This window comes from Burkholderia sp. IO2, assembly GCF_029522185.1.
GTDB lineage: Bacteria > Pseudomonadota > Gammaproteobacteria > Burkholderiales > Burkholderiaceae > Burkholderia > Burkholderia cenocepacia.
This window is the reverse complement of sequence record NZ_JAKWFH010000087.1, coordinates 1-18,245: the sequence shown is the minus strand read 5'-3', so window position 1 is coordinate 18,245 and position 18,245 is coordinate 1. Positions and strand designations below refer to the sequence as shown.

The 18,245-nt window shown below is 65.8% G+C and carries 17 protein-coding genes, 4 tRNA genes and 1 pseudogene; 6 read left to right on the top strand and 16 right to left on the bottom strand.

The features are described 5' to 3' along the window. Positions 1–224: 224 nt before the first annotated feature. On the top strand, positions 225–728 hold the full coding sequence (locus MMB92_RS33055; RefSeq protein ID WP_006482190.1) for a GAF domain-containing protein: 504 nt from the start codon (positions 225–227) through the stop codon (positions 726–728). 119 nt (positions 729–847) lie between these two features. Here MMB92_RS33055 and map read toward each other — a convergent pair whose 3' ends face one another. Both map and MMB92_RS33045 read right to left on the bottom strand, forming a co-directional pair. Then, positions 848–1,654: a type I methionyl aminopeptidase gene (map, locus tag MMB92_RS33050; RefSeq protein ID WP_006482199.1), complete on the bottom strand. Its 807-nt coding sequence runs from the start codon at positions 1,652–1,654 to the stop codon at positions 848–850. Beyond that, positions 1,654–1,890, bottom strand: coding sequence for a ParD-like family protein (locus MMB92_RS33045; RefSeq protein ID WP_006482191.1), 237 nt, complete (start codon positions 1,888–1,890; stop codon positions 1,654–1,656). Before MMB92_RS33045 ends, map begins: the two co-directional genes overlap by 1 nt. A gap of 147 nt (positions 1,891–2,037) precedes the next feature. On the opposite strand from MMB92_RS33045, the gene MMB92_RS33040 reads away from it, so the two are divergent. Together MMB92_RS33040 and MMB92_RS33035 are read left to right on the top strand one after the other, a co-directional pair. Beyond that, the gene (locus tag MMB92_RS33040) at positions 2,038–2,658 is read left to right on the top strand and encodes a helix-turn-helix domain-containing protein (protein ID WP_034200822.1); all 621 of its coding nucleotides are present in this window, start codon (positions 2,038–2,040) and stop codon (positions 2,656–2,658) included. Positions 2,659–2,708: 50 nt separating this feature from the next. Next, positions 2,709–3,257 carry a GNAT family N-acetyltransferase gene (locus tag MMB92_RS33035; RefSeq protein ID WP_006497713.1) on the top strand — a complete coding sequence of 183 codons (549 nt, stop codon included), beginning with the start codon at positions 2,709–2,711 and terminating at the stop codon, positions 3,255–3,257. A gap of 94 nt (positions 3,258–3,351) precedes the next feature. On the opposite strand, the gene MMB92_RS33030 is transcribed toward MMB92_RS33035, so the two are convergent. From MMB92_RS33030 to uvrC, 8 genes are all read right to left on the bottom strand, one after another. Then, complete coding sequence (locus tag MMB92_RS33030; protein ID WP_048989498.1) at positions 3,352–4,284, bottom strand: alpha/beta hydrolase; 933 nt, start codon at positions 4,282–4,284, stop codon at positions 3,352–3,354. Between the two features lie 184 nt (positions 4,285–4,468). Then, positions 4,469–5,947: a sensor domain-containing diguanylate cyclase gene (locus tag MMB92_RS33025; RefSeq protein ID WP_212191278.1), complete on the bottom strand. Its 1,479-nt coding sequence runs from the start codon at positions 5,945–5,947 to the stop codon at positions 4,469–4,471. A 643-nt stretch (positions 5,948–6,590) separates the two neighbouring features. After that, positions 6,591–6,664 (bottom strand) — tRNA-Cys (locus MMB92_RS33020). A 99-nt stretch (positions 6,665–6,763) separates the two neighbouring features. After that, positions 6,764–6,839, bottom strand: a tRNA-Gly gene (locus tag MMB92_RS33015). Between the two features lie 51 nt (positions 6,840–6,890). Further along, positions 6,891–6,966, bottom strand: a tRNA-Gly gene (locus tag MMB92_RS33010). Positions 6,967–7,018: 52 nt separating this feature from the next. Continuing rightward, positions 7,019–7,094, bottom strand: a tRNA-Gly gene (locus MMB92_RS33005). A 141-nt stretch (positions 7,095–7,235) separates the two neighbouring features. Further along, on the bottom strand, positions 7,236–7,823 hold the full coding sequence (gene pgsA, locus MMB92_RS33000) for a CDP-diacylglycerol--glycerol-3-phosphate 3-phosphatidyltransferase (RefSeq protein WP_277563209.1): 588 nt from the start codon (positions 7,821–7,823) through the stop codon (positions 7,236–7,238). 90 nt (positions 7,824–7,913) lie between these two features. Beyond that, positions 7,914–9,950, bottom strand: coding sequence for an excinuclease ABC subunit UvrC (gene uvrC / locus MMB92_RS32995; protein WP_077189690.1), 2,037 nt, complete (start codon positions 9,948–9,950; stop codon positions 7,914–7,916). A gap of 76 nt (positions 9,951–10,026) precedes the next feature. Between uvrC and earP the strand changes: the two genes are divergently transcribed. The 3 genes from earP (at position 10,027) to MMB92_RS32980 (ending at position 13,568) form a co-directional block, all read left to right on the top strand. Next, entirely contained in the window at positions 10,027–11,220 is a 1,194-nt protein-coding gene (gene earP, locus MMB92_RS32990; RefSeq protein ID WP_277563208.1) for an elongation factor P maturation arginine rhamnosyltransferase EarP, read from the top strand. Between the two features lie 137 nt (positions 11,221–11,357). Next, positions 11,358–11,915, top strand: coding sequence for an elongation factor P (efp, locus tag MMB92_RS32985; protein ID WP_006485608.1), 558 nt, complete (start codon positions 11,358–11,360; stop codon positions 11,913–11,915). Between the two features lie 267 nt (positions 11,916–12,182). Continuing rightward, entirely contained in the window at positions 12,183–13,568 is a 1,386-nt protein-coding gene (locus tag MMB92_RS32980; RefSeq protein WP_006497719.1) for a sigma-54 dependent transcriptional regulator, read from the top strand. 172 nt (positions 13,569–13,740) lie between these two features. On the opposite strand, the gene nagZ is transcribed toward MMB92_RS32980, so the two are convergent. The 6 genes and pseudogenes from nagZ to MMB92_RS32950 form a co-directional block, all read right to left on the bottom strand. Next, complete coding sequence (gene nagZ / locus MMB92_RS32975) at positions 13,741–14,769, bottom strand: beta-N-acetylhexosaminidase (protein ID WP_006485604.1); 1,029 nt, start codon at positions 14,767–14,769, stop codon at positions 13,741–13,743. A gap of 16 nt (positions 14,770–14,785) precedes the next feature. Then, positions 14,786–15,220: a holo-ACP synthase gene (gene acpS / locus MMB92_RS32970; protein ID WP_006485603.1), complete on the bottom strand. Its 435-nt coding sequence runs from the start codon at positions 15,218–15,220 to the stop codon at positions 14,786–14,788. A gap of 81 nt (positions 15,221–15,301) precedes the next feature. Then, positions 15,302–16,078, bottom strand: a complete 777-nt coding sequence (gene pdxJ / locus MMB92_RS32965) for a pyridoxine 5'-phosphate synthase (RefSeq protein WP_006485609.1) — start codon at positions 16,076–16,078, stop codon at positions 15,302–15,304. Further along, complete coding sequence (gene recO, locus MMB92_RS32960) at positions 16,075–16,911, bottom strand: DNA repair protein RecO (protein WP_006497720.1); 837 nt, start codon at positions 16,909–16,911, stop codon at positions 16,075–16,077. The genes pdxJ and recO overlap by 4 nt, the downstream gene beginning before the upstream one ends. Then, positions 16,898–17,797 (bottom strand): GTPase Era, encoded by a 900-nt coding sequence (gene era / locus MMB92_RS32955; RefSeq protein ID WP_277563207.1) that lies wholly within the window; start codon positions 17,795–17,797, stop codon positions 16,898–16,900. Before era ends, recO begins: the two co-directional genes overlap by 14 nt. Positions 17,798–17,857: 60 nt before the next feature. After that, a pseudogene (locus MMB92_RS32950) lies at positions 17,858–18,245 on the bottom strand (ribonuclease III); the annotation flags it as partial.

Here is an 18,245-nt window from a genome sequence, read left to right as displayed (position 1 = left end):
AGCACGGCAACCGTGCGTTTTGTACTCAGTCACGGGCTCCAACACCCAAGCGCGGGGCAAACTGCACGGTCTCGTCTGGCTACCACCAGACTTTACCGTACTGGTCAGTACTGAACATACAAGCGCGCCGCGTCACGCACGACCACACGCTGCAGAGCGCGCGCGGGTGCCGTAGACTGCGGTACGCGCGAGTGCGCATTTCACAACCCCTATCGCTTTCCGCCATGTTCACGCTGTCCAACGACCCTACCGCCTCCAAGGCCGATCAATACGCGACGCTCGTCGAGCAGGCGCGCGCGCTCGTCGAATCCGAACGCGACCTGACCGCGAATGCGGCGAATTTCTCCGCGCTCGTCTATCACTCGCTCGATCGCCTGAACTGGGCCGGCTTCTACTTCTTCGACGGCACCGAGCTCGTGGTCGGACCGTTCCAGGGCAAGCCCGCGTGCGTGCGGATCGCGCTCGGCAAGGGCGTGTGCGGCACGGCCGCGCAGACCCGCGAGACGCAGGTCGTGCGCGACGTGCACGACTTCCCCGGCCATATCGCATGCGATGCGGCGTCCGAATCGGAAATCGTCGTGCCGCTGGTCGCCGGCGACGGCACGCTGATCGGCGTGTGGGACGTCGACAGCCCGGTCGCCGCGCGCTTCGACGACGAAGACCGCCAAGGGATGGAAGCACTCTGTCGCGTGTTCGTCGAACACGCTTGGGAGAAGGCGCGCGGTTAAGCGCCGCGGCGGCGCGGCGCCGGCCGCCGTGAACGACACGGGCCCCGCGAAGGGGCCCGTTTCATTGCAACGCTTCCATTGCAACGCTACGCCGCCGTGCGCGGCGCACCCTGCCAGTGTCAGGCAGCGTGCGTGCCCGGAAGCGCCGAGAACGCCTGCGGCTTCGCGTCCTCGGTGAGCACCTCGAAACCCGTTTCCGTCACGACGACCATGTGCTCCCATTGCGCGGACAGCGAATGGTCCTTCGTGACGACCGTCCAGCCGTCGGCCAGCACGTGGGTGTCGCGCTTGCCCGCGTTGAGCATCGGCTCGATCGTGAAGATCATCCCCGGCCGCAGCGGCAGGCCGGTGCCCGGGCGACCGTAATGCAGCACCTGCGGCTCGTCGTGATAGACGTCGCCGATGCCGTGCCCGCAATACTCGCGCACCACGCTGAACCCTTCACGATGGGCGACCTGCTGGATCGCATAACCGACGTCGCCGAGCGTCGCGCCGGGACGCACCGCGCGAATGCCGGCGTGCATTGCCTCGTAGGTCGCCGCGACGAGCCGCCGCGCGAGTTCGTTCGGTTCGCCGACGAAATACATGCGGCTCGTATCGCCGAACCAGCCGTCCTTGATCACCGCGATGTCGAGGTTCACGATGTCGCCGTCGCGCATCGGCCGCGACGTCGGAATGCCGTGACAGACCACGTGGTTGACCGACGTGCACAGCGTCTTCGGATAGCCGTGGTAGCCGATGTTCGCGGGAATCGCGCCCAATTCGTCGATGATGTATTCGCGGCAGCGTGCGTCCAGCTCGTCGGTGGTGACGCCCGGCTTCACGTACTCGGTGATCATCGTCAGCACCTGCGACGCGAGCTTCGCGGCTTCGCGCGACTTGGCGATTTCCGCGGCACCGCGGATCGGAATTTCGCGTTTCGCCATCACGCCACCTGCTCGATGCCGTGCGCGGCCGTCTCTGCCGGCCCCACGTCGCCGCCCCGCGCCTCGGCCTCGATCAACATCTTGCAGATGTCGCCGTAGGACAGCGCCGGGTTGAGTTCCGCCAGCATCCCGACACGCAGCCAGTGTTCGGCCTGCGCGTTGATCGAACGGCTCAACGCCGTGCTCGTCGAGCGCAGCCGCTCATGCATATGCTCGGAAATCTTGATGATACCCATATATCCCCAATTAAACGAAACGTAGCTATTTCGTATATTACGCTGCGCAAGACGACCGGGCAAGCCGTTCGTGTCTCGCCTCCCGCCGCCCCGCTGCGGGAAATACCGTTGACATCGAATTCCAGCTTGCTGGACAATAAATCCATTATGAAAGAATCAGCGATCACCGCGGCCGACGATACGGGCATCAATGAGCGCATTGCCCGGCGCGTGCGCGACCTGCGCGCCGTTCGAGGCTACACGCTCGACACGCTGGCAGCGCGTTCCGGCGTCAGCCGTTCGATGATCTCGCTCATCGAACGCGCGTCGGCCAGCCCGACGGCCGTCGTGCTCGACAAGCTCGCGGCCGGCCTCGGCGTGTCGCTGGCCGGACTGTTCGGCGGCGACCGGGACGACGCGCCCGCCCAGCCGCTCGCACGGCGCGCGCAGCAGGCCGAATGGCGCGACCCGGCATCCGGCTATGTGCGCCGCAACCTGTCGCCGGCCGGCTGGCCGTCGCCGATCCAGCTCGTCGAGGTCGATTTCCCGCCCGGCGCGCGCGTCGCGTACGACAGCGGCGGGCGCGAAAGCGCGCTGCATCAGCAGGTGTGGATCATCAGCGGCCGCGTCGACGTCACGTTCGGCGACGTGCTGCACGAACTTCACGAAGGCGACTGTCTGGCCATGCGGCTCGACCAGCCACTGATCTTCAGCAATCCGTCGTCGCATGCCGCGCGCTATGTCGTCGCGATCTGCGATGCCTCCGCCGCTGGCGTGCGGAGCACGTGACGCGCGCATCGTGTGTGGAACCGATTCAGAGCCAACAGGAAGGAACCCGTATGAATTCCCCGACGCAGCGCGACGACGTGCGCCTGATCGATTGCAGCGAGGCCGAACACGCGGCGGCCATCCTCGAGATCCTGAACGACGCGATCGTGAACTCGACCGCGCTGTACGACTATCGACCGCGCCCGCCGGAAGCGATGGTCACGTGGTTCGCGACGAAACGCGCGGGCGGCTTCCCGGTTTTCGGCGCCGTCGACGCAGCGGGCGAACTGCTCGGCTTCGCGAGCTGGGGTACGTTCCGCGCGTTTCCGGCGTTCAAGTACACGGTCGAACACAGCGTCTACGTGCGCAACGACCAGCGCGGTCGCGGGCTCGGCGAACGGCTGCTGCGCGAAGTGATCCGGCGGGCGCGCGAAGCGCAGGTGCACGTGCTGGTCGGCTGCATCGACGCGACCAATGCCGGCAGCATCGCGCTGCATACGAAACTGGGGTTCGTGCACGCGGGCACGATCGCGGAGGCGGGCTTCAAGTTCGGCCGCTGGCTCGATGCGGCGTTCTATCAGTTGAAGCTCGAGACGCCGGCGCAGCCGGTGGATGGGTGATGATGGCTTGCGACACGTCGCGTGCGCCGTGCGCGACGGCTTCAGGTGATGCAGGAAACCTCTCTTCCGGTCGTCAGGCCGCAGGATCATGAGCTCACCGCCCGGCAATCGCGCGTATGGCCTCCGCAAAGACATCTGGCGCCTCGCGCGGGACGAAGTGTCCTATTCCATGCAGCAGGCGGCGTTCATAGTGCCCGGAAAAGTACCGCTCCTTGTTTTCAGACGTGACGGGCAAATTGTCACGATCTTCCGCACCCTGGAGCATGATGGTGTCGACAGGGATCATCGGCGAAGCCGCCAATTGTCGTTCTATCTGCTCGTGCTGACCTGCGCCCGGCGCATCATGCCAGCGCTGTCGGTAAGCATGAAGGCTGATGTCGGCCCAGTCGGGATTGTCGAGAGAGCCGATCATGGCTTGAAAGTCGCTCTCCCTGTCGGGCCAAGCGGGCGACCAGCTGTGCCACAAGTATCTGCACAACCGTTCGCGATCCTCTCGATAGGCCTTCATTCCATACGTCGTCGCGACATACCACTCGTACCAATACGCGTTGGCCAGTTCATAGGGCATTTCGTTGGCCGGCATCGCGGTGGCATAGCCCGCCGCGGCGGTAACCATACCGTTTATTCTTTCGGGAAACAGCGCCGCGACGCCGTACGCCGCGCGCGCTCCCCAGTCGTACCCGGCGAGGAGGACGTTCGTCAAATCCAGCGCTTCCACGAACTGCGACAAATCAAGGGTCAGCGCTGCAATTGCGCCGCTGCGCATCGTGTCGCCATTCAAGAAGCGTGTCGGTCCCGATCCACGCAGATAGGGCGCGTAGATTCGGAACTGCTGGCCACTCGATCCGAGGTCCAGGATAGTCTTGTCCCAGCACTGAACATCGTCGGGCCATCCGTGGACAAGGACCAGCGGCGGTCCGTCAAGCGGGCCAGATACTTCGTAGGCCACGTCGAGTTCGCCGGTGCGACATGTCAAGAAATTTCGTGGCGATCCGCGTGTGCCCCGCTCATTCGCATCTGAAGTCATATCGATCTCCGGAAAGACGATTCAAAGATGCCGGCAAGCAGCAGCATCGCTCGTTCCCGTTCGACATGGCTTCCGACCGAATTTCGCGCGCAACGATTCGTCATGGAATCGTGCGTCTACGTAGACGCACCGACATACCCGAGCCCAAAGTAACGTTGAGACTCCTGCTCGGGCCCAATCACCGTCAAATCGACGACTGGAAAGCGGAAACCTTGTTCCGACCGGCTGCCTTCGCGTAATACAACGCCTCGTCGGCCGCCTTGATGACCGCACCGGGATCGCCGTCCTGATCCGGTGTCCAACTCGCCAACCCGATGCTGGCAGTCACACGCCCGTATTCGCTTCCGGCGTGCTCAAGCGCCAGTTCGTTGATCGCCGCGCGTATTCGTTCAGCAGTCTGGGCTGCCCCCGTCGGTGGCGTGTCAGGGAGCAACACGACGAATTCCTCTCCGCCGTAGCGAGCCGCCGTATCGGTCGGTCGGCGAATGTTTTCGCCGATGCAGCGCGCGACTGCAGCCAGCGCATCATCCCCCGCCTGGTGACCATAGGTGTCGTTGTAGGCTTTGAAACGATCGACATCGACAAACAGCAATGAAAAAACGGAATGGGCTCGTCGCGCACGGCGCCACTCCCGGTCCAGAACTTCCCCAAAACTGCGGCGATTGTTAAGACCGGTGAGCCCGTCGGTGCGTGCCAGCAACTCAAGCTCGGATTCCGCGCGCATCCGACGCCGCAGTTGCACACCGAGAAACACGGATAGCGCAATGAACGCTGCGCCGAACGTCGCAACCAGCAGGCCGATCGTCTCCGCACGACGTCGCCACGCAGCATAAATATCCTGCTCCGCCTCTGCGACCATGATGATCAGAGGCAGCGTCGGCAAATTCTTGAAGTAGTAGAGACGGCGCACGCCGTCGATCGATGCCGTTTCCGAGAATGAACCCTCGGGCGCGCTCCGGAAGCGCTGGAAGGTTGCCGCTTTGCCGATATCGCGACCGATGGTCCGGACGTCGTACGGCTGCCGCATGACCATGATGCCGTCCTTGCCGATCAGCGATATCGAGCCGTGTTGTCCCAATGACAACCCTGCGAACAGCTTGTGGAAATATTCAAGGTTGATGGCGATCAGCGCGATACCGGCAAACGAACCATCCGGATTCGATATGCGCCGCGACAGCGCAATGCTGAGCATACCGGCGCGCAAGCGCGACACGAATGGATCGCTGACGTAAAGCCCCACGTTCGGATTGTCGCGGTGGATCGTGAAGTATCTGCGATCGGCGAAATTGCCCTTGCGCGGCACGTCGTTGGCCGAATCCAGAATGATATTCCCGTCGGCATCGAGCACCAGTTGCGAACCGATGAATTGCGCCGTCATTGCATGATCGAACAGCGCTTCCCGCCGCAGCGCGGGCGCCGCAGCCATCACGTCAGGCCGCTGCAGGCCATGGATCAGCGCCTGCAAGGACAGATCGTAGAGTTCGAGGTTGCGCTCGATGTCGCGCTCGGCCATCAGGCCGAGATTGCGCGAGGTTTCGCTGGCCCGCTCCAGGGCGTCGTGACGGCTTTGGAATAGCTGTAGCACGCACAGGCCCATCAGCGCGCTCGCGATCACGATACCGACTGCCACAACGAAATAAGGGGCTGCCGTCCGGTGTTGCATGGATCTCCTCGCTGCAAATTGTGCACATCCGGGTCGGACGTGATTTCGCATACAAAGTCTCGGTCTGGCGCATTGACATGTGCTGCACCAAACTGACCGCAACCGAAAACGGCTGGAGTCTATCGAACCTGACGCGCCGACAACCCGCTACCGGCCGCGCCCTCCTCCGAAATGATTAAATTACATGAGGAAACCGCGCTTCCGGGAGAATATGTGAGGCGCGCCACGATCCGCACGCCGATCAAGATCCCGCCAGTTTCTGCTGACGGGCGAGCGAGGATGCCGCGACGATAGTCCCTGCCGGCATCCTCGGTGGAACTGCCCCACGGGCTGTGCGGCGTCATCCCTGAAGATGATCAGCCCGTTTCGTTCAGCAACCTTTCCGCGCGCATGCTCAGAATGTCCGCGATGCTTTGGCGCCAGATGATCGAGTCCGCCGCATCAGTCGGCCCGTGCGTCGGGCAACCCGGTCGCGATCTCGCCGGGATTCGACCGGCCAGAGCCACCGCGCCACGCCGTGTCAGCTGGGCGCGACGAACGCACCCGCGGTGCCCTCCCAGAGGGTGCCCACGGCGCGACCTCTTCGTCCACGGGGGAAAGCGACGCAGAAAAAAGAAAAGCCCCGCCGAAGCGGGGCTTTTTCTGGAGGCGCGAGCCGGAGTCGAACCGGCCTAAACGGCTTTGCAGGCCGCTGCATAACCGCTTTGCTATCGCGCCAAAAGCGGACTGTCCGGATGCCGTGAGGCAAGCGACAGATTTTCATTCGAGGACCGGAGGTCCATCAAATAAAAAGGGAAGCGTGGCTTCCCCATTACTTGGAGCGGGAGACGAGTCTCGAACTCGCGACCTCAACCTTGGCAAGGTTGCGCTCTACCAACTGAGCTACTCCCGCATTGTCCTGCATCTGCAGCGCTTCGCCGTACTACACGCTGCCAGAAAAATCTGGAGCGGGAGACGAGTCTCGAACTCGCGACCTCAACCTTGGCAAGGTTGCGCTCTACCAACTGAGCTACTCCCGCATTGTCCTGCACCTGCAGCGCTTTGCCGTACCACGCGCTGCCAGAAAAAATCTGGAGCGGGAGACGAGTCTCGAACTCGCGACCTCAACCTTGGCAAGGTTGCGCTCTACCAACTGAGCTACTCCCGCGTATTGCTACGCTCCTGCTTCCCCGTCACACACTTACTTCGTCGTGCAGCGGAGAAGCGAGATTATGTCGAAGGCACATTCGTGTGTCAAGGGCTTTTCCAGCCCTTTTTACAAAAACCGCCGCCGCACAGGCGATGCGGGTCAGGCGCCGCCACGCTCGCGAATCTGCGGCCATGCGAGTTTCACGTAGTACAGCATCGACCAGATGGTCAACACCGCGGCCAGATACATCAGCCACTCGCCCCACACGCGCGTGTCGATCGTCACGATCCCCAGCGGTAGCGGCCCGTAGAACAGCAGCATCGGAATCGCGACCATCTGGCACGCGGTCTTGAACTTGCCGAGCTGGTTCACCGCCACGCTCTTCGACGCGCCGATCTGGGCCATCCACTCGCGCAGCGCCGAAATCGCGATCTCGCGACCGACGATCACCAGCGCGATCGCCGCGTCGACCCGCGAAATCTGCACGAGGATCAGCAGCGCGGCCGTCACCATCAGCTTGTCCGCGACCGGGTCGAGGAACGCGCCGAACGACGACGTCTGGTTCCACTTGCGGGCGAGGAAGCCGTCGAACCAGTCGGTCAGCGCGGCGAGGATGAAGATCGCCGCCGCCGCGAGATTGCGGTGCGCGCCGCCCATCACCGTGTCCGGCAGATAGAACACGCCGACGACGAGCGGAATCAGCACGATCCGTACCCACGTCAGGAAAATCGGGAAATTGAACGGCATGGCATGCGGGACAGTAAAGGATTCGCAATTGTGCCGTGTCGACCGGCCTGCCACAAGAACGCTGGCAACGCCGCCGGCCGCACGGCCGCGTCAGTGAAGCTGCTTGTAGATCTGCTCGGCGAGCGCGTGCGAAATGCCCTCGACGCTCGCCAGTTCCTCGACACTCGCGGCCACCACGCCGCGCAACCCGCCGAAGCGCGCGAGCAGCCGCTGCCGGCGCTTCGCGCCGACGCCCTCGAGTTCCTCGAGTCGCGACGTCTGGCGCGCCTTCGCCCGCTTCGCCCGCATGCCGGTGATCGCGAAACGGTGCGCCTCGTCGCGGATCTGCGCGACGAGCATCAGCGCGGCGCTCTCCTTGCCGAGTTCGAGCGGCGTGCGGCCGTCCGCAAACACCAGCGTTTCGAGGCCGACCTTGCGCCCCTCGCCTTTCGCGACGCCGACCAGCATCGACGTATCGAGGCCGAGCTCGGTGAATACCTGCCGCGCGATCTCGACCTGGCCCTTGCCGCCGTCGATCAGCACGATGTTCGGCAGCAGGCTCGACGCCTCGGCCTGGCGCGTCGACTCGCCGTCGATGCCGGCCGCTTCGTCGACGGCCGCCGCCTGCGCGGCCTGCTCGACCATCTTCTCGTAGCGGCGCGTGAGCACCTGCCGCATCGCCGCGTAATCGTCGCCCGGCGTGATGCCCGTGATGTTGTAGCGGCGGTATTCGCCCGACTGCATCTTGTGATGGTGATAGACGACGCACGACGCCTGCGTCGCCTCGCCCATCGTATGGCTGATGTCGAAGCATTCGATCCGCAGTGTCGCGAGATCGTCGCTGTCGTAGCTGAGCGCGTCCGCCAGCGCGCGCGTACGCGCCTGCTGCGAGCCCTGCTCGGACAGCAGCCGCGCGAGCGCGAGGCGCGCGTTCTGCTCGGCCATCGACAGCCACGCGCGCCGCTGCCCCTGCGGCTGCCGCACCAGCGACACCTTGTGGCCGGCCTGCTCGGACAGCAGCTCCAGCAGGTCGCGGCTCGCCGGTGCATGGCTGACGACGAGCACGGGCGGCACGCGATTGCCGAGATAGTGCTGCGCGATGAACGCGTCGAGCACCTCGGCCTCGACCGACGCCGCGGCCGCCGTGCCGCGCGCGCTGCCGGCCTCTTCCGCGGGCAGATCGGGCACCGCGTCGGCCGTCGCATCGACCGCCTCCGCCGGCTCGGCGTCTTCGCCGAGACCGCCCTCGGCGAGCGTCAGCGCGCTTTCGACGTGCGTCGGGAAATAGGCCTTGTCGCCGAGGTGCCGGCCGCCGCGCACCATCGCGAGGTTCACGCACACGCGCCCGCCCTGCGCGACGACGGCCAGGACATCGACGTCGCTGTCGCTGCCGACCTCGATCGCCTGCTGGTGCAGCACCGTCGCGAGCGAGCTCATCTGGTTGCGCACGGCCGCCGCCTGCTCGAATTTCAGTTCAGCCGCGAACGCGTGCATCTTCTGCTCGAGCTCCTTCATCACTTCGGACTGCCGGCCGAGCAGGAACCGTGCGGCGTTCGACACGTCGACCGCGTAATCCTCGTCGGAGATCGCGCCGACGCACGGCGCCGTGCACCGCCCGATCTGGTGCAACAGGCACGGCCGCGTGCGGTTGTTGAAGACCGAATCCTCGCAGGTGCGCAACTGGAACACGCGCTGCAGGATCTGGATGCTCTCGCGCACGGCCCACGCACTCGGGAACGGCCCGAAATACTGGTTCTGCTTGTCGACTGAGCCGCGGTAGTAGGCCATCCGCGGAAAGCGGTGCGCGGTCAGCTTCAGGTACGGATACGATTTGTCGTCGCGAAACAGGATGTTGTAACGCGGCGCGAGCGCCTTGATCAGGTTGTTCTCGAGCAGCAGCGCTTCGGCTTCCGAGCGCGTGACGGTCGTTTCGATGCGCGCGATGCGCGTGACCATCATCGCGATGCGCGGCGACAGTTGCGTCTTCGTGAAATAGCTCGACACGCGCTTTTTCAGGTCGCGCGCCTTGCCGACGTAGAGGACGGCGCCCGCCGTGTCGTAATAGCGATAGACACCCGGCATGTGCGGCAACTGCGCAAGGATCTTCTTCGGTTCGAACGGAGTATCGGAAGCTTCTGGGGATGTCATGCGTGATCCGGGCGCCTTGTAACGCGGAACGGGTCCATTAGAATCGCCAGTTTAGAGCATTCACCGGCCCGCTTCGATGCCACGCACCACCGCTGCCCCACTCTCTTCCGCGCCGCTCGCGCCGGGCGAACCGATCGCCTGCGACCTGTTCTGCACGGTGATCGACAATTTCGGCGACATCGGCGTGTGCTGGCGCGTCGCGCGTCAGCTCGCGCACGAGCACGGCTGGCAGGTTCGCCTGTTCGTCGACGACCTGCACACGTTCGCGCGCCTGCTGCCGGAAGTCGACCCCGACGCGACCCGGCAGACGGTCGACGCGATCGTGATCGAGCACTGGCATGCGGAAGTCGGCGACGCGCTGGACATCGCCGATGTCGTGATCGAGGCGTTCGCGTGCGAGCTGCCCGGCCCGTATCTCGAGGCGATGGCGCGACGCGCGCGCCGCCCCGTGTGGATCAACCTCGAATACCTGAGCGCCGAGGACTGGGTCGCCGATTTCCATTTGCGGCCGTCGCCGCATCCGCGCTACCCGCTGCTGAAGACGTTCTTCTTTCCGGGCCTGTCGGCCGGCACCGGCGGCGTGCCGAAGGAGCGCGACCTCGACGCACGCCGCGCGGCCTTCGACGCCGACCCGGCAGCGCGCGCCGCGTGGTGGCGGCACGCGACCGGCGGCGCGCCGCCGGCGCCCGGCGCGACGGTCGTCAGCCTGTTCGCCTACGAGAACCCGGCCGTCGACGCGCTGCTCGCGCAGTGGCGCGACGGCCCGTCGCCGGTCATCGCGCTCGTACCCGCCGGGCGCGTGTCGCCGGCCATCGCGCGCTTTTTCGGGGTCGAATCATTCGCGGCGGGCGCGCATGCGCGCAGCGGCAACCTGACCGCCCACGGGCTCGCGTTCGTTCCGCAGCCCGACTACGACGCGCTGCTGTGGGTCGCCGACCTCAACTTCGTGCGCGGCGAGGATTCGTTCGTCCGCGCGCAATGGGCGCGCAAGCCGTTCGTGTGGCACATCTACCCGCAGGCCGACGACGTGCACCTGCCGAAGCTCGATGCCGCGCTCGCGCACCTGTCGGCCGGCCTCCCCGATGCGCCGCGCGCGGCGCTCGAGCGGTTCTGGCATGCGTGGAACGGCGCCGGCACGCCCGACTGGGCCGATTTCTGGCAACACCGCGCCGCGCTGGACGCCAATGCGATCCGCTGGGCCGACGCGCTCGCGGCCGTCGGCGATCTCGCCGGAAAGCTGGCGGAATACGCAAAATCTCAGTTAAAATAAGCGGTTATCCGACGGCTGACCACGCAAGCGCTCGCGTTTGAGCTTTGGGCGCCCACCGGAACGCATCTGCTTGGCGCCTCACCCGTTGTGCACCGCTCAGGCACCTATTTATTTGATTTGATCAGGACAGTGTTTTTATGAAAACCGCACAGGAACTCCGCGTAGGCAACGTCGTGCAGATCGGCAGCGACGCCTGGGTCATCGCAAAGACGGAATACAACAAGTCGGGCCGTAACGCCGCCGTCGTCAAGATGAAGATGAAGAACCTGCTGTCGAACGCAGGTCAGGAATCGGTCTACAAGGCCGACGACAAGTTCGACGTCGTCGTGCTCGACCGCAAGGAAGTGACGTACTCGTACTTCGCCGACCCGATGTACGTGTTCATGGACGCCGACTACAACCAGTACGAAGTCGAAGCCGAAATGATGGGCGAAGCGCTGAACTACCTCGAAGACGGCATGGCTTGCGAAGTCGTGTTCTACAACGAGAAGGCCATCTCGGTCGAACTGCCGACGATCCTCGTTCGCGAAATCACCTACACGGAACCGGCCGTCAAGGGCGACACGTCGTCGGGCAAGGTGCTGAAGAACGCGAAGCTGGCGACCGGCTTCGAACTGCAGGTGCCGCTGTTCTGCAACACCGGCGACAAGATCGAAATCGATACGCGCACGAACGAATACCGCAGCCGCGCGTAATCGTCTGCGATATCCGCATCGAACAAAGCGCCCTTCGGGGCGCTTTTTGTTTGCCTGGCGTCAACAGCTGCCACAAGCCGGCGCCATAAGCAGCACAAAATCCACCGGTAAAGATATTCAATTTGTATCATCGGTAACTGTTTTATAGCGCCGGAGAAATAATGCGCGTGACGCGTTCGGCGGGGCATAAAATCAGTCTTTAATCCGACATGCGGCTGCGGCCCGCTGGCCGACAGCCCGCCTCTCTTGACTCGACTCGCGTCCACCATGCCACACGCCCTGATTGTCGAAGACGATCCCAACAGCCTGTCAGGCCTCACCGCGCTGCTCGCCGCAGACGGCTTCTCGGTCGACACGGCCACGTCGCTCGCCGAAGCGCGCACGGCGCTCGGCCGCTCGATTCCCGACGTCGTGCTCGTCGACCTGAACCTGCCGGACGGCAGCGGCTTCGACCTGCTCCAGCACTTGCCGCAGCAACAGCCGAACGGCTCGCTGCCCGTGATCGTGCTGACGGGCAACGCGACGGTCGAGAGTGCCATCGAGGGTTTGCGCCACGGCATCTGGGACTACCTGCTCAAGCCGATCAACATTCCGCGCCTGCGCAGCCTGCTCGCGCGGATTCCCCGCCCGTACGAACTGATCGACGAAGTGCAGTCGCTGCGGGCATCGCTGCGCCATCTGGGCCGCTTCGGCGCGCTGGTCGGCCGCAGCGACGCGATGCAGCACGTGTACGACATGATCGAGCACAACGCCCGCACCGAGACGGCCGTGCTGTTCTCGGGCGAAGCCGGCACCGGCAAGAAGCTGGCCGCGCGCACGTTGCACGAGCTGAGCCGGCGCCGCAAGGGGCCGTTCGTGTCGTTCGACTGCCGGATGCTCGCGCAGGCCGGCCGCCATGGCGCGTCGCTCGACAGCGTGCTGTTCGGCCACGAGCGCGGCGCCTTCGACGGCGCGGAGCGCCGCGAGTCGGGCCTGTTCGAGCAAGCCGGCGGCGGCACGCTGTTCCTCGACGAAATCACCGCACTGCCGCTCGTGCTGCAGGAAGCGCTGCTGCACGCGCTCGATTCGCAGAACTTCATGCGGATCGGCGGCACGAGCTCGATCACCAGCGATTTCCGGCTGATCGCGGCCACGCGCCGCCCGGCGCGTGAAGCGGTGGCAAACGGCACACTGCGAGAGGATCTGTGGCTGCGCCTCGATGCGGCATCGATCACGATGCCCCCGCTGCGCGAGCGCGACGGCGACGCACTCGCGATCGCGGATGCGCAGATCGACGAACTGAACCGCGAAGCGCGCGCAACCGGCCGCAGCACGACCGACAAGCGCGCGGCGCCGGGCTTCGTGCGCGAATGCCTGTCGTACGAATGGCCGGGCAACGTGCGCGAGCTGCAGGAGCGCGTGCGCTTCGCGTACGACGCATCGGGCGACTTCATCGAGACGCTGCGCGCGGGCGAGGCCAGCTTCTCCGCCGGCGCCGCGCTGAACGGCAGCAGCGTGCAGATCAAGGTCGGCACGCCGCTGTCCGACGTCGAGGATCTGCTGATCCGCGCGACGCTCGACGCGGTCGGCGGTACGCGCCACCGCGCCGCGACGCTGCTCGGCATCAGCCCGAAGACGCTGTACAACAAGCTGCAGCGGATGAAGGTGAACTGAGCGAACGGCGCCCTGGATACGGGCGCTGGCAGGATCTGACCGTTAGTTGCGTTCAGGTCCGTGCTGGCGACTGTTCGAATCAGGCTGTCGCCACCCGTAAAAAAGCCGCGCGATTGCGCGGCTTTTCGTTTGGAGCGACCGGAACGACACGATCCGCGCCCGCCCTGCCCGCTTACGCCAGCGCGCTGCTCAACAGCGCCTGTGCCTGCAGATACTCGGGCTGCGCGATCAGCTTGTCCCACTTGAGCGCCTTGCCGCGCGCACGCATCCGCTTGATGCGCCGCACCGACTCGGCCGAGGCCCGCGCCTTCAGTCCGTTCAGCACGACTTCGGCTGCATCCGGCTGATTGCAGACGAGCACCATGTCGCAACCGGCGGCGAGTGCGGCGTCGGCGGCCTGCGTGAGCGTGCCGCCTTCGCGGGCAGCCTCCATCGACAGGTCGTCGCTGAAGATCGCACCCGTGAAGCCGAGCTTGCCGCGCAGGATGTCCTGCAGCCACACGCGCGAAAAGCCCGCCGGCCGCTTGTCGACCTGCGTGTAGATCACGTGCGCCGGGATCACCGCGGCCAGCGACAGCCCGAGCCAGTCGTACGGCGCGACGTCCTGCTCGAGGATCGCGTCGAGCGTGCGGTCGTCGGTCGGCAGCGCGACGTGCGAATCGGCCTCCGCGAAGCCGTGCCCGGGGAAATGCTTGCCGCAGTTCGCCATGCCGGCAAGCGACAGCCCATGGTTCAGGCTCTTCGCCAATAGCGTGACGACGCGCGGATCGCGATGGAACGCACGATCGCCGATCACCTTCGAGTGCCCGTAGTCGAGATCGAGCACGGGCGTGAAGCTCATGTCGATCCCGCACGCGCGCAGCTCGGCGGCCAGGATGTAACCGACGGCGGTCGCGACCTTCGTCGCGAGCAGCACGTCGCGATCCCACAGCTCGCCGAGGCGACGCATCGCGGGCAGCACCGTGAAGCCGTCGGTGCGGAACCGCTGCACGCGCCCGCCTTCGTGATCGACGGCGATCAGGATGTCTTCGCGCACCGCGCGGATCGAATCGGTCAGCGCGGTCAGTTGCGCACGATTCTGGAAGTGCCGCGCGAACAGGATCACGCCGCCGGTATTCGGATGCGCGAGGCGCCGCGCATCGTCGCGCGACAGGGTCGTGCCGACGACGTCGAGCATGACCGGGCCGGGAGTCGTTTTCATCGAATCGTGAATTCCGTCAGGAAGAAGTTCGGGAAACAGGTGCAGTGCCAGGCGCGGCGTCCGTTTCGGCGACCACGAACGACACCGCGTAGTCGCGTTCGTCGCTGACCGTCACACGTGCCGTGATGCCGCGCGCGGCCAGCCATTCAGCCAGCTCGCCGGATGCGACCACGTACGGCTCGCCGCTTGGATGATTGAGCGTCTGCAGCGCGCGCCACGTCATCGGCCAATGCATGCCGAGCCCGATCGCCTTCGAGAACGCTTCCTTCGCGGAGAAGCGCGTCGCGAGAAACGCGATGCCGCGCGCCTCGGAGCGGGCGCGCCGGGCGTGGAACACGCGCAGTTCGTCGGGGCCGAGCACCTTCTCGGCAAACCGGCCGCCCGTGCGTTCGAGCACAGCCGCGACGCGGCTCACCTGCGCGATGTCGGTACCGATGCCGTAGATCGCCATGTCAGTCTCCGCCGGGGTGGCCCGGCGAGGCCGGGTCAAACGCGTCGCCAACGGCGTGCGGGGCGCGGCGGCCTCGCATCGTCAGCGCGCGCCGCCATGCAGCGCGGCGACGCGTGCGGCGACCATGATCGCCTTCATCTCGCGCACCGCGTTGTCCCAGCCCGCGAAGATCGCGTGCGCGACGATCGCGTGGCCGATGTTCAGCTCGACGATGCCGTCGATCGCGGCGATCTGCTGCACGTTCGTGTAGTGCAGCCCATGGCCCGCATTGACCTTCAGGCCAAGCTGCGCGCCGGCCTGTACGCCCGCGACGATACGCTCGTATTCGCGCTGCTGCTCCGCTTCGTCGTGCGCTTCGGCGTAGCGGCCCGTATGCAGCTCGATCACCGGCGCGCCCGCTTCGTGCGCAGCGCGGATCTGCGTGTCGTCCGGGTCGATGAACAGCGACACGCGCACGCCCTCGTCGGCGAGCTGCTTGCATGCGGCGCGCACCGCCTCGAAGTGGCCGGCCACGTCGAGACCGCCTTCGGTCGTCAGTTCCTCGCGCTTCTCCGGCACGAGGCATGCGTCGTGCGGACGCACTTCGCAAGCGATGTCGAGCATCTCGGCCGTCACCGCGCATTCGAGGTTCATGCGCGTCTTCAGCAGCGGGCGCAACTGGCGCACGTCCGCGTCGACGATGTGACGGCGATCCTCGCGCAGGTGCAGCGTGATCGCGTCCGCGCCCGCCTCTTCGGCGGCGAGCGCCGCGCGGATCGGATCGGGATAGCGCGTGCCGCGCGCATTGCGCAGCGTCGCGACGTGGTCGATGTTCACGCCGAGGTCGATGGCGGTGGGCGTTGTCAGGAAGAAGCTCATAGGTTTTGCAGGTCGATCAGGATCTGACGCGTGGCGAGCGGCGTACCGCCGAGATAGGTGTTCAGCAGGAAGCGCATCAGCGTCTTGCTCTGCGCAACCGTCTGGGCTCGATGGTAATCGTCCTGCTCCATGTCGAGCAACGTCTGGCCGGTGATGACCGGCCAGTGCGACGGCACGTCGTCGTCCGCATTGCGTACGCCACGCTCCGGATCGAACACGTAGCGGCGCTCGGGTTCGACCGCGCGGCGGGCGACCGTGCGGTTCAGCGCCATCGCATAGCCGGTCTCGCGCAGCAGCACGCGTTCGAACGAGCGCAGCACCTGCACCGCGGGCTCGCCGTGCGCGAGACGCGTGAGGGTCAGCACGTAATGATTGAACAGCGGCGGCTGCGGATCCTCGCGCGCGCAGAATTTCACGAGCAGCTCGTTCGCGTAGAAACCGCACAACAGGCCGTCGCCGCCGAGCGGCAGCATCCCGCCGACCCACTCGGCGCCCGTCAGCGTGCGCACCTCGGATTTGCCGGACCAGGACAGCAGCAGCGGCTGGAACGTCTGCAACACGCCGCGCAACGCGGAGTGCGGGCGCTTCGCGCCCTTCGCGACGAGCGCGAGCCGGCCGTGGTCACGTGTCAGCACGTCGACGATCAGGCTCGTTTCCCGATACGGATAGCTGTGCAGCACGAACGCCGGCTGCTCGGCGACGCGGAAATCGGACGTGCGAGACGTCGCGCGCCGCGCCTTGCGCGGCGGTTCGGGCGGTGCCGGCAACGGCGCGTCGTTCGCGCCGGCCGCCACCGCGTCTTCGGTCGACGTCAGCGCGTCATTCGTACCCATAGGCACGCAGCCCCGCCTCGTTGTCGGCCCAGCCGCTCTTCACCTTCACGAAGGTCTCGAGGTATACGGGGCCGTCGAACAGCTTTTCCATGTCCATCCGCGCCTCGGTGCTGATCTGCTTGAGCTTCTCGCCCTTCTTGCCGATCACCATCGCCTTGTGCGAATCGCGCTCGACGAGGATCGTCGCGAAGATGCGCTTCAGGCGCCCCTCCTCCTCGAACTTGTCGATCAGCACGGTGCTCGTGTACGGCAGCTCGTCGCCGGTCCAGCGGAACACCTTCTCGCGCAGGATTTCGGCCGCGAGAAAACGCGAGCTGCGGTCGGTCAGCTCGTCCTCGCCGTAGATCGGCTCGCCTTCCGGCAGGTACGGCTTGATCGTGTCCAGCAGGCGCTTGATGTCTTCCGGCTTCTCCGCCGACAGCGGCACGAGCTCGGTGAATTCGCGCAGTTCGCTCACCTTCTGCATGAACGGGAACAGCGACGCCTTGTCGTTCACGCGGTCGATCTTGTTCGCGATCAGCAGCGTCGGCATGCCGGGCGGGATCAGGTCGAGCACCTTCTGGTCGTCGGGGCCGAAGCGGCCGGCCTCGATCACGAACAGGATCACGTCGACCGACGTCAGCGTCGACGTGACCGCGCGGTTCAGCGAACGGTTCAGCGCGGTGCTGTGACGGGTCTGAAAGCCCGGCGTGTCGACGAATACGAATTGCGCGTCGTCGAACGTGTTGATGCCGGTGATGCGGTGGCGGGTCGTCTGCGCCTTGCGCGACGTGATGCTGATCTTCTGGCCGACGAGTGCGTTCATCAACGTCGACTTGCCGACGTTCGGGCGGCCCACGATCGCGATCATGCCGCAACGGAAACCGGTAGGAGCGGGAGTGTTCATATCGTTTGGGAGACAGGTTCGGAAACGGCCGCGCGGCGCGCGGCACGATCGCTGGGCAATTCAGTGGTCGGCATCGGCCACGCGCGCCTGCGCGGCAGCAAGACTCGCGCCGCCGGGCGGCGTATCGGCGTCGGGCGCCGCGGCATCGCGTGCGCGCGCGGGCGTGCGCGCGGCGGAATCGGCGGAGGGCTTGTCGGCCGACGAGGGCGCCGGATCGGTTGCCTGGCCGGCCGCCTTGTCGGCTGCGCGCGGCGCGGCCTCGGCGGACTTTTCCGCGGCCTTGTCGGGCCGCTCGGCCGGTTTGTCGGCCACCTTGTCGGTCGCCGGCTTCGCCGCCCGTTCGCCCTTGTCCGCCGCCGGCTCGACGTGCGCGGCCCGGATCGCGGCCATCGGCGCGACGGCCGGCTCAGCGCCCGCCGCTGCAGCCGCCGCGGCGGCCCCCGGCGCC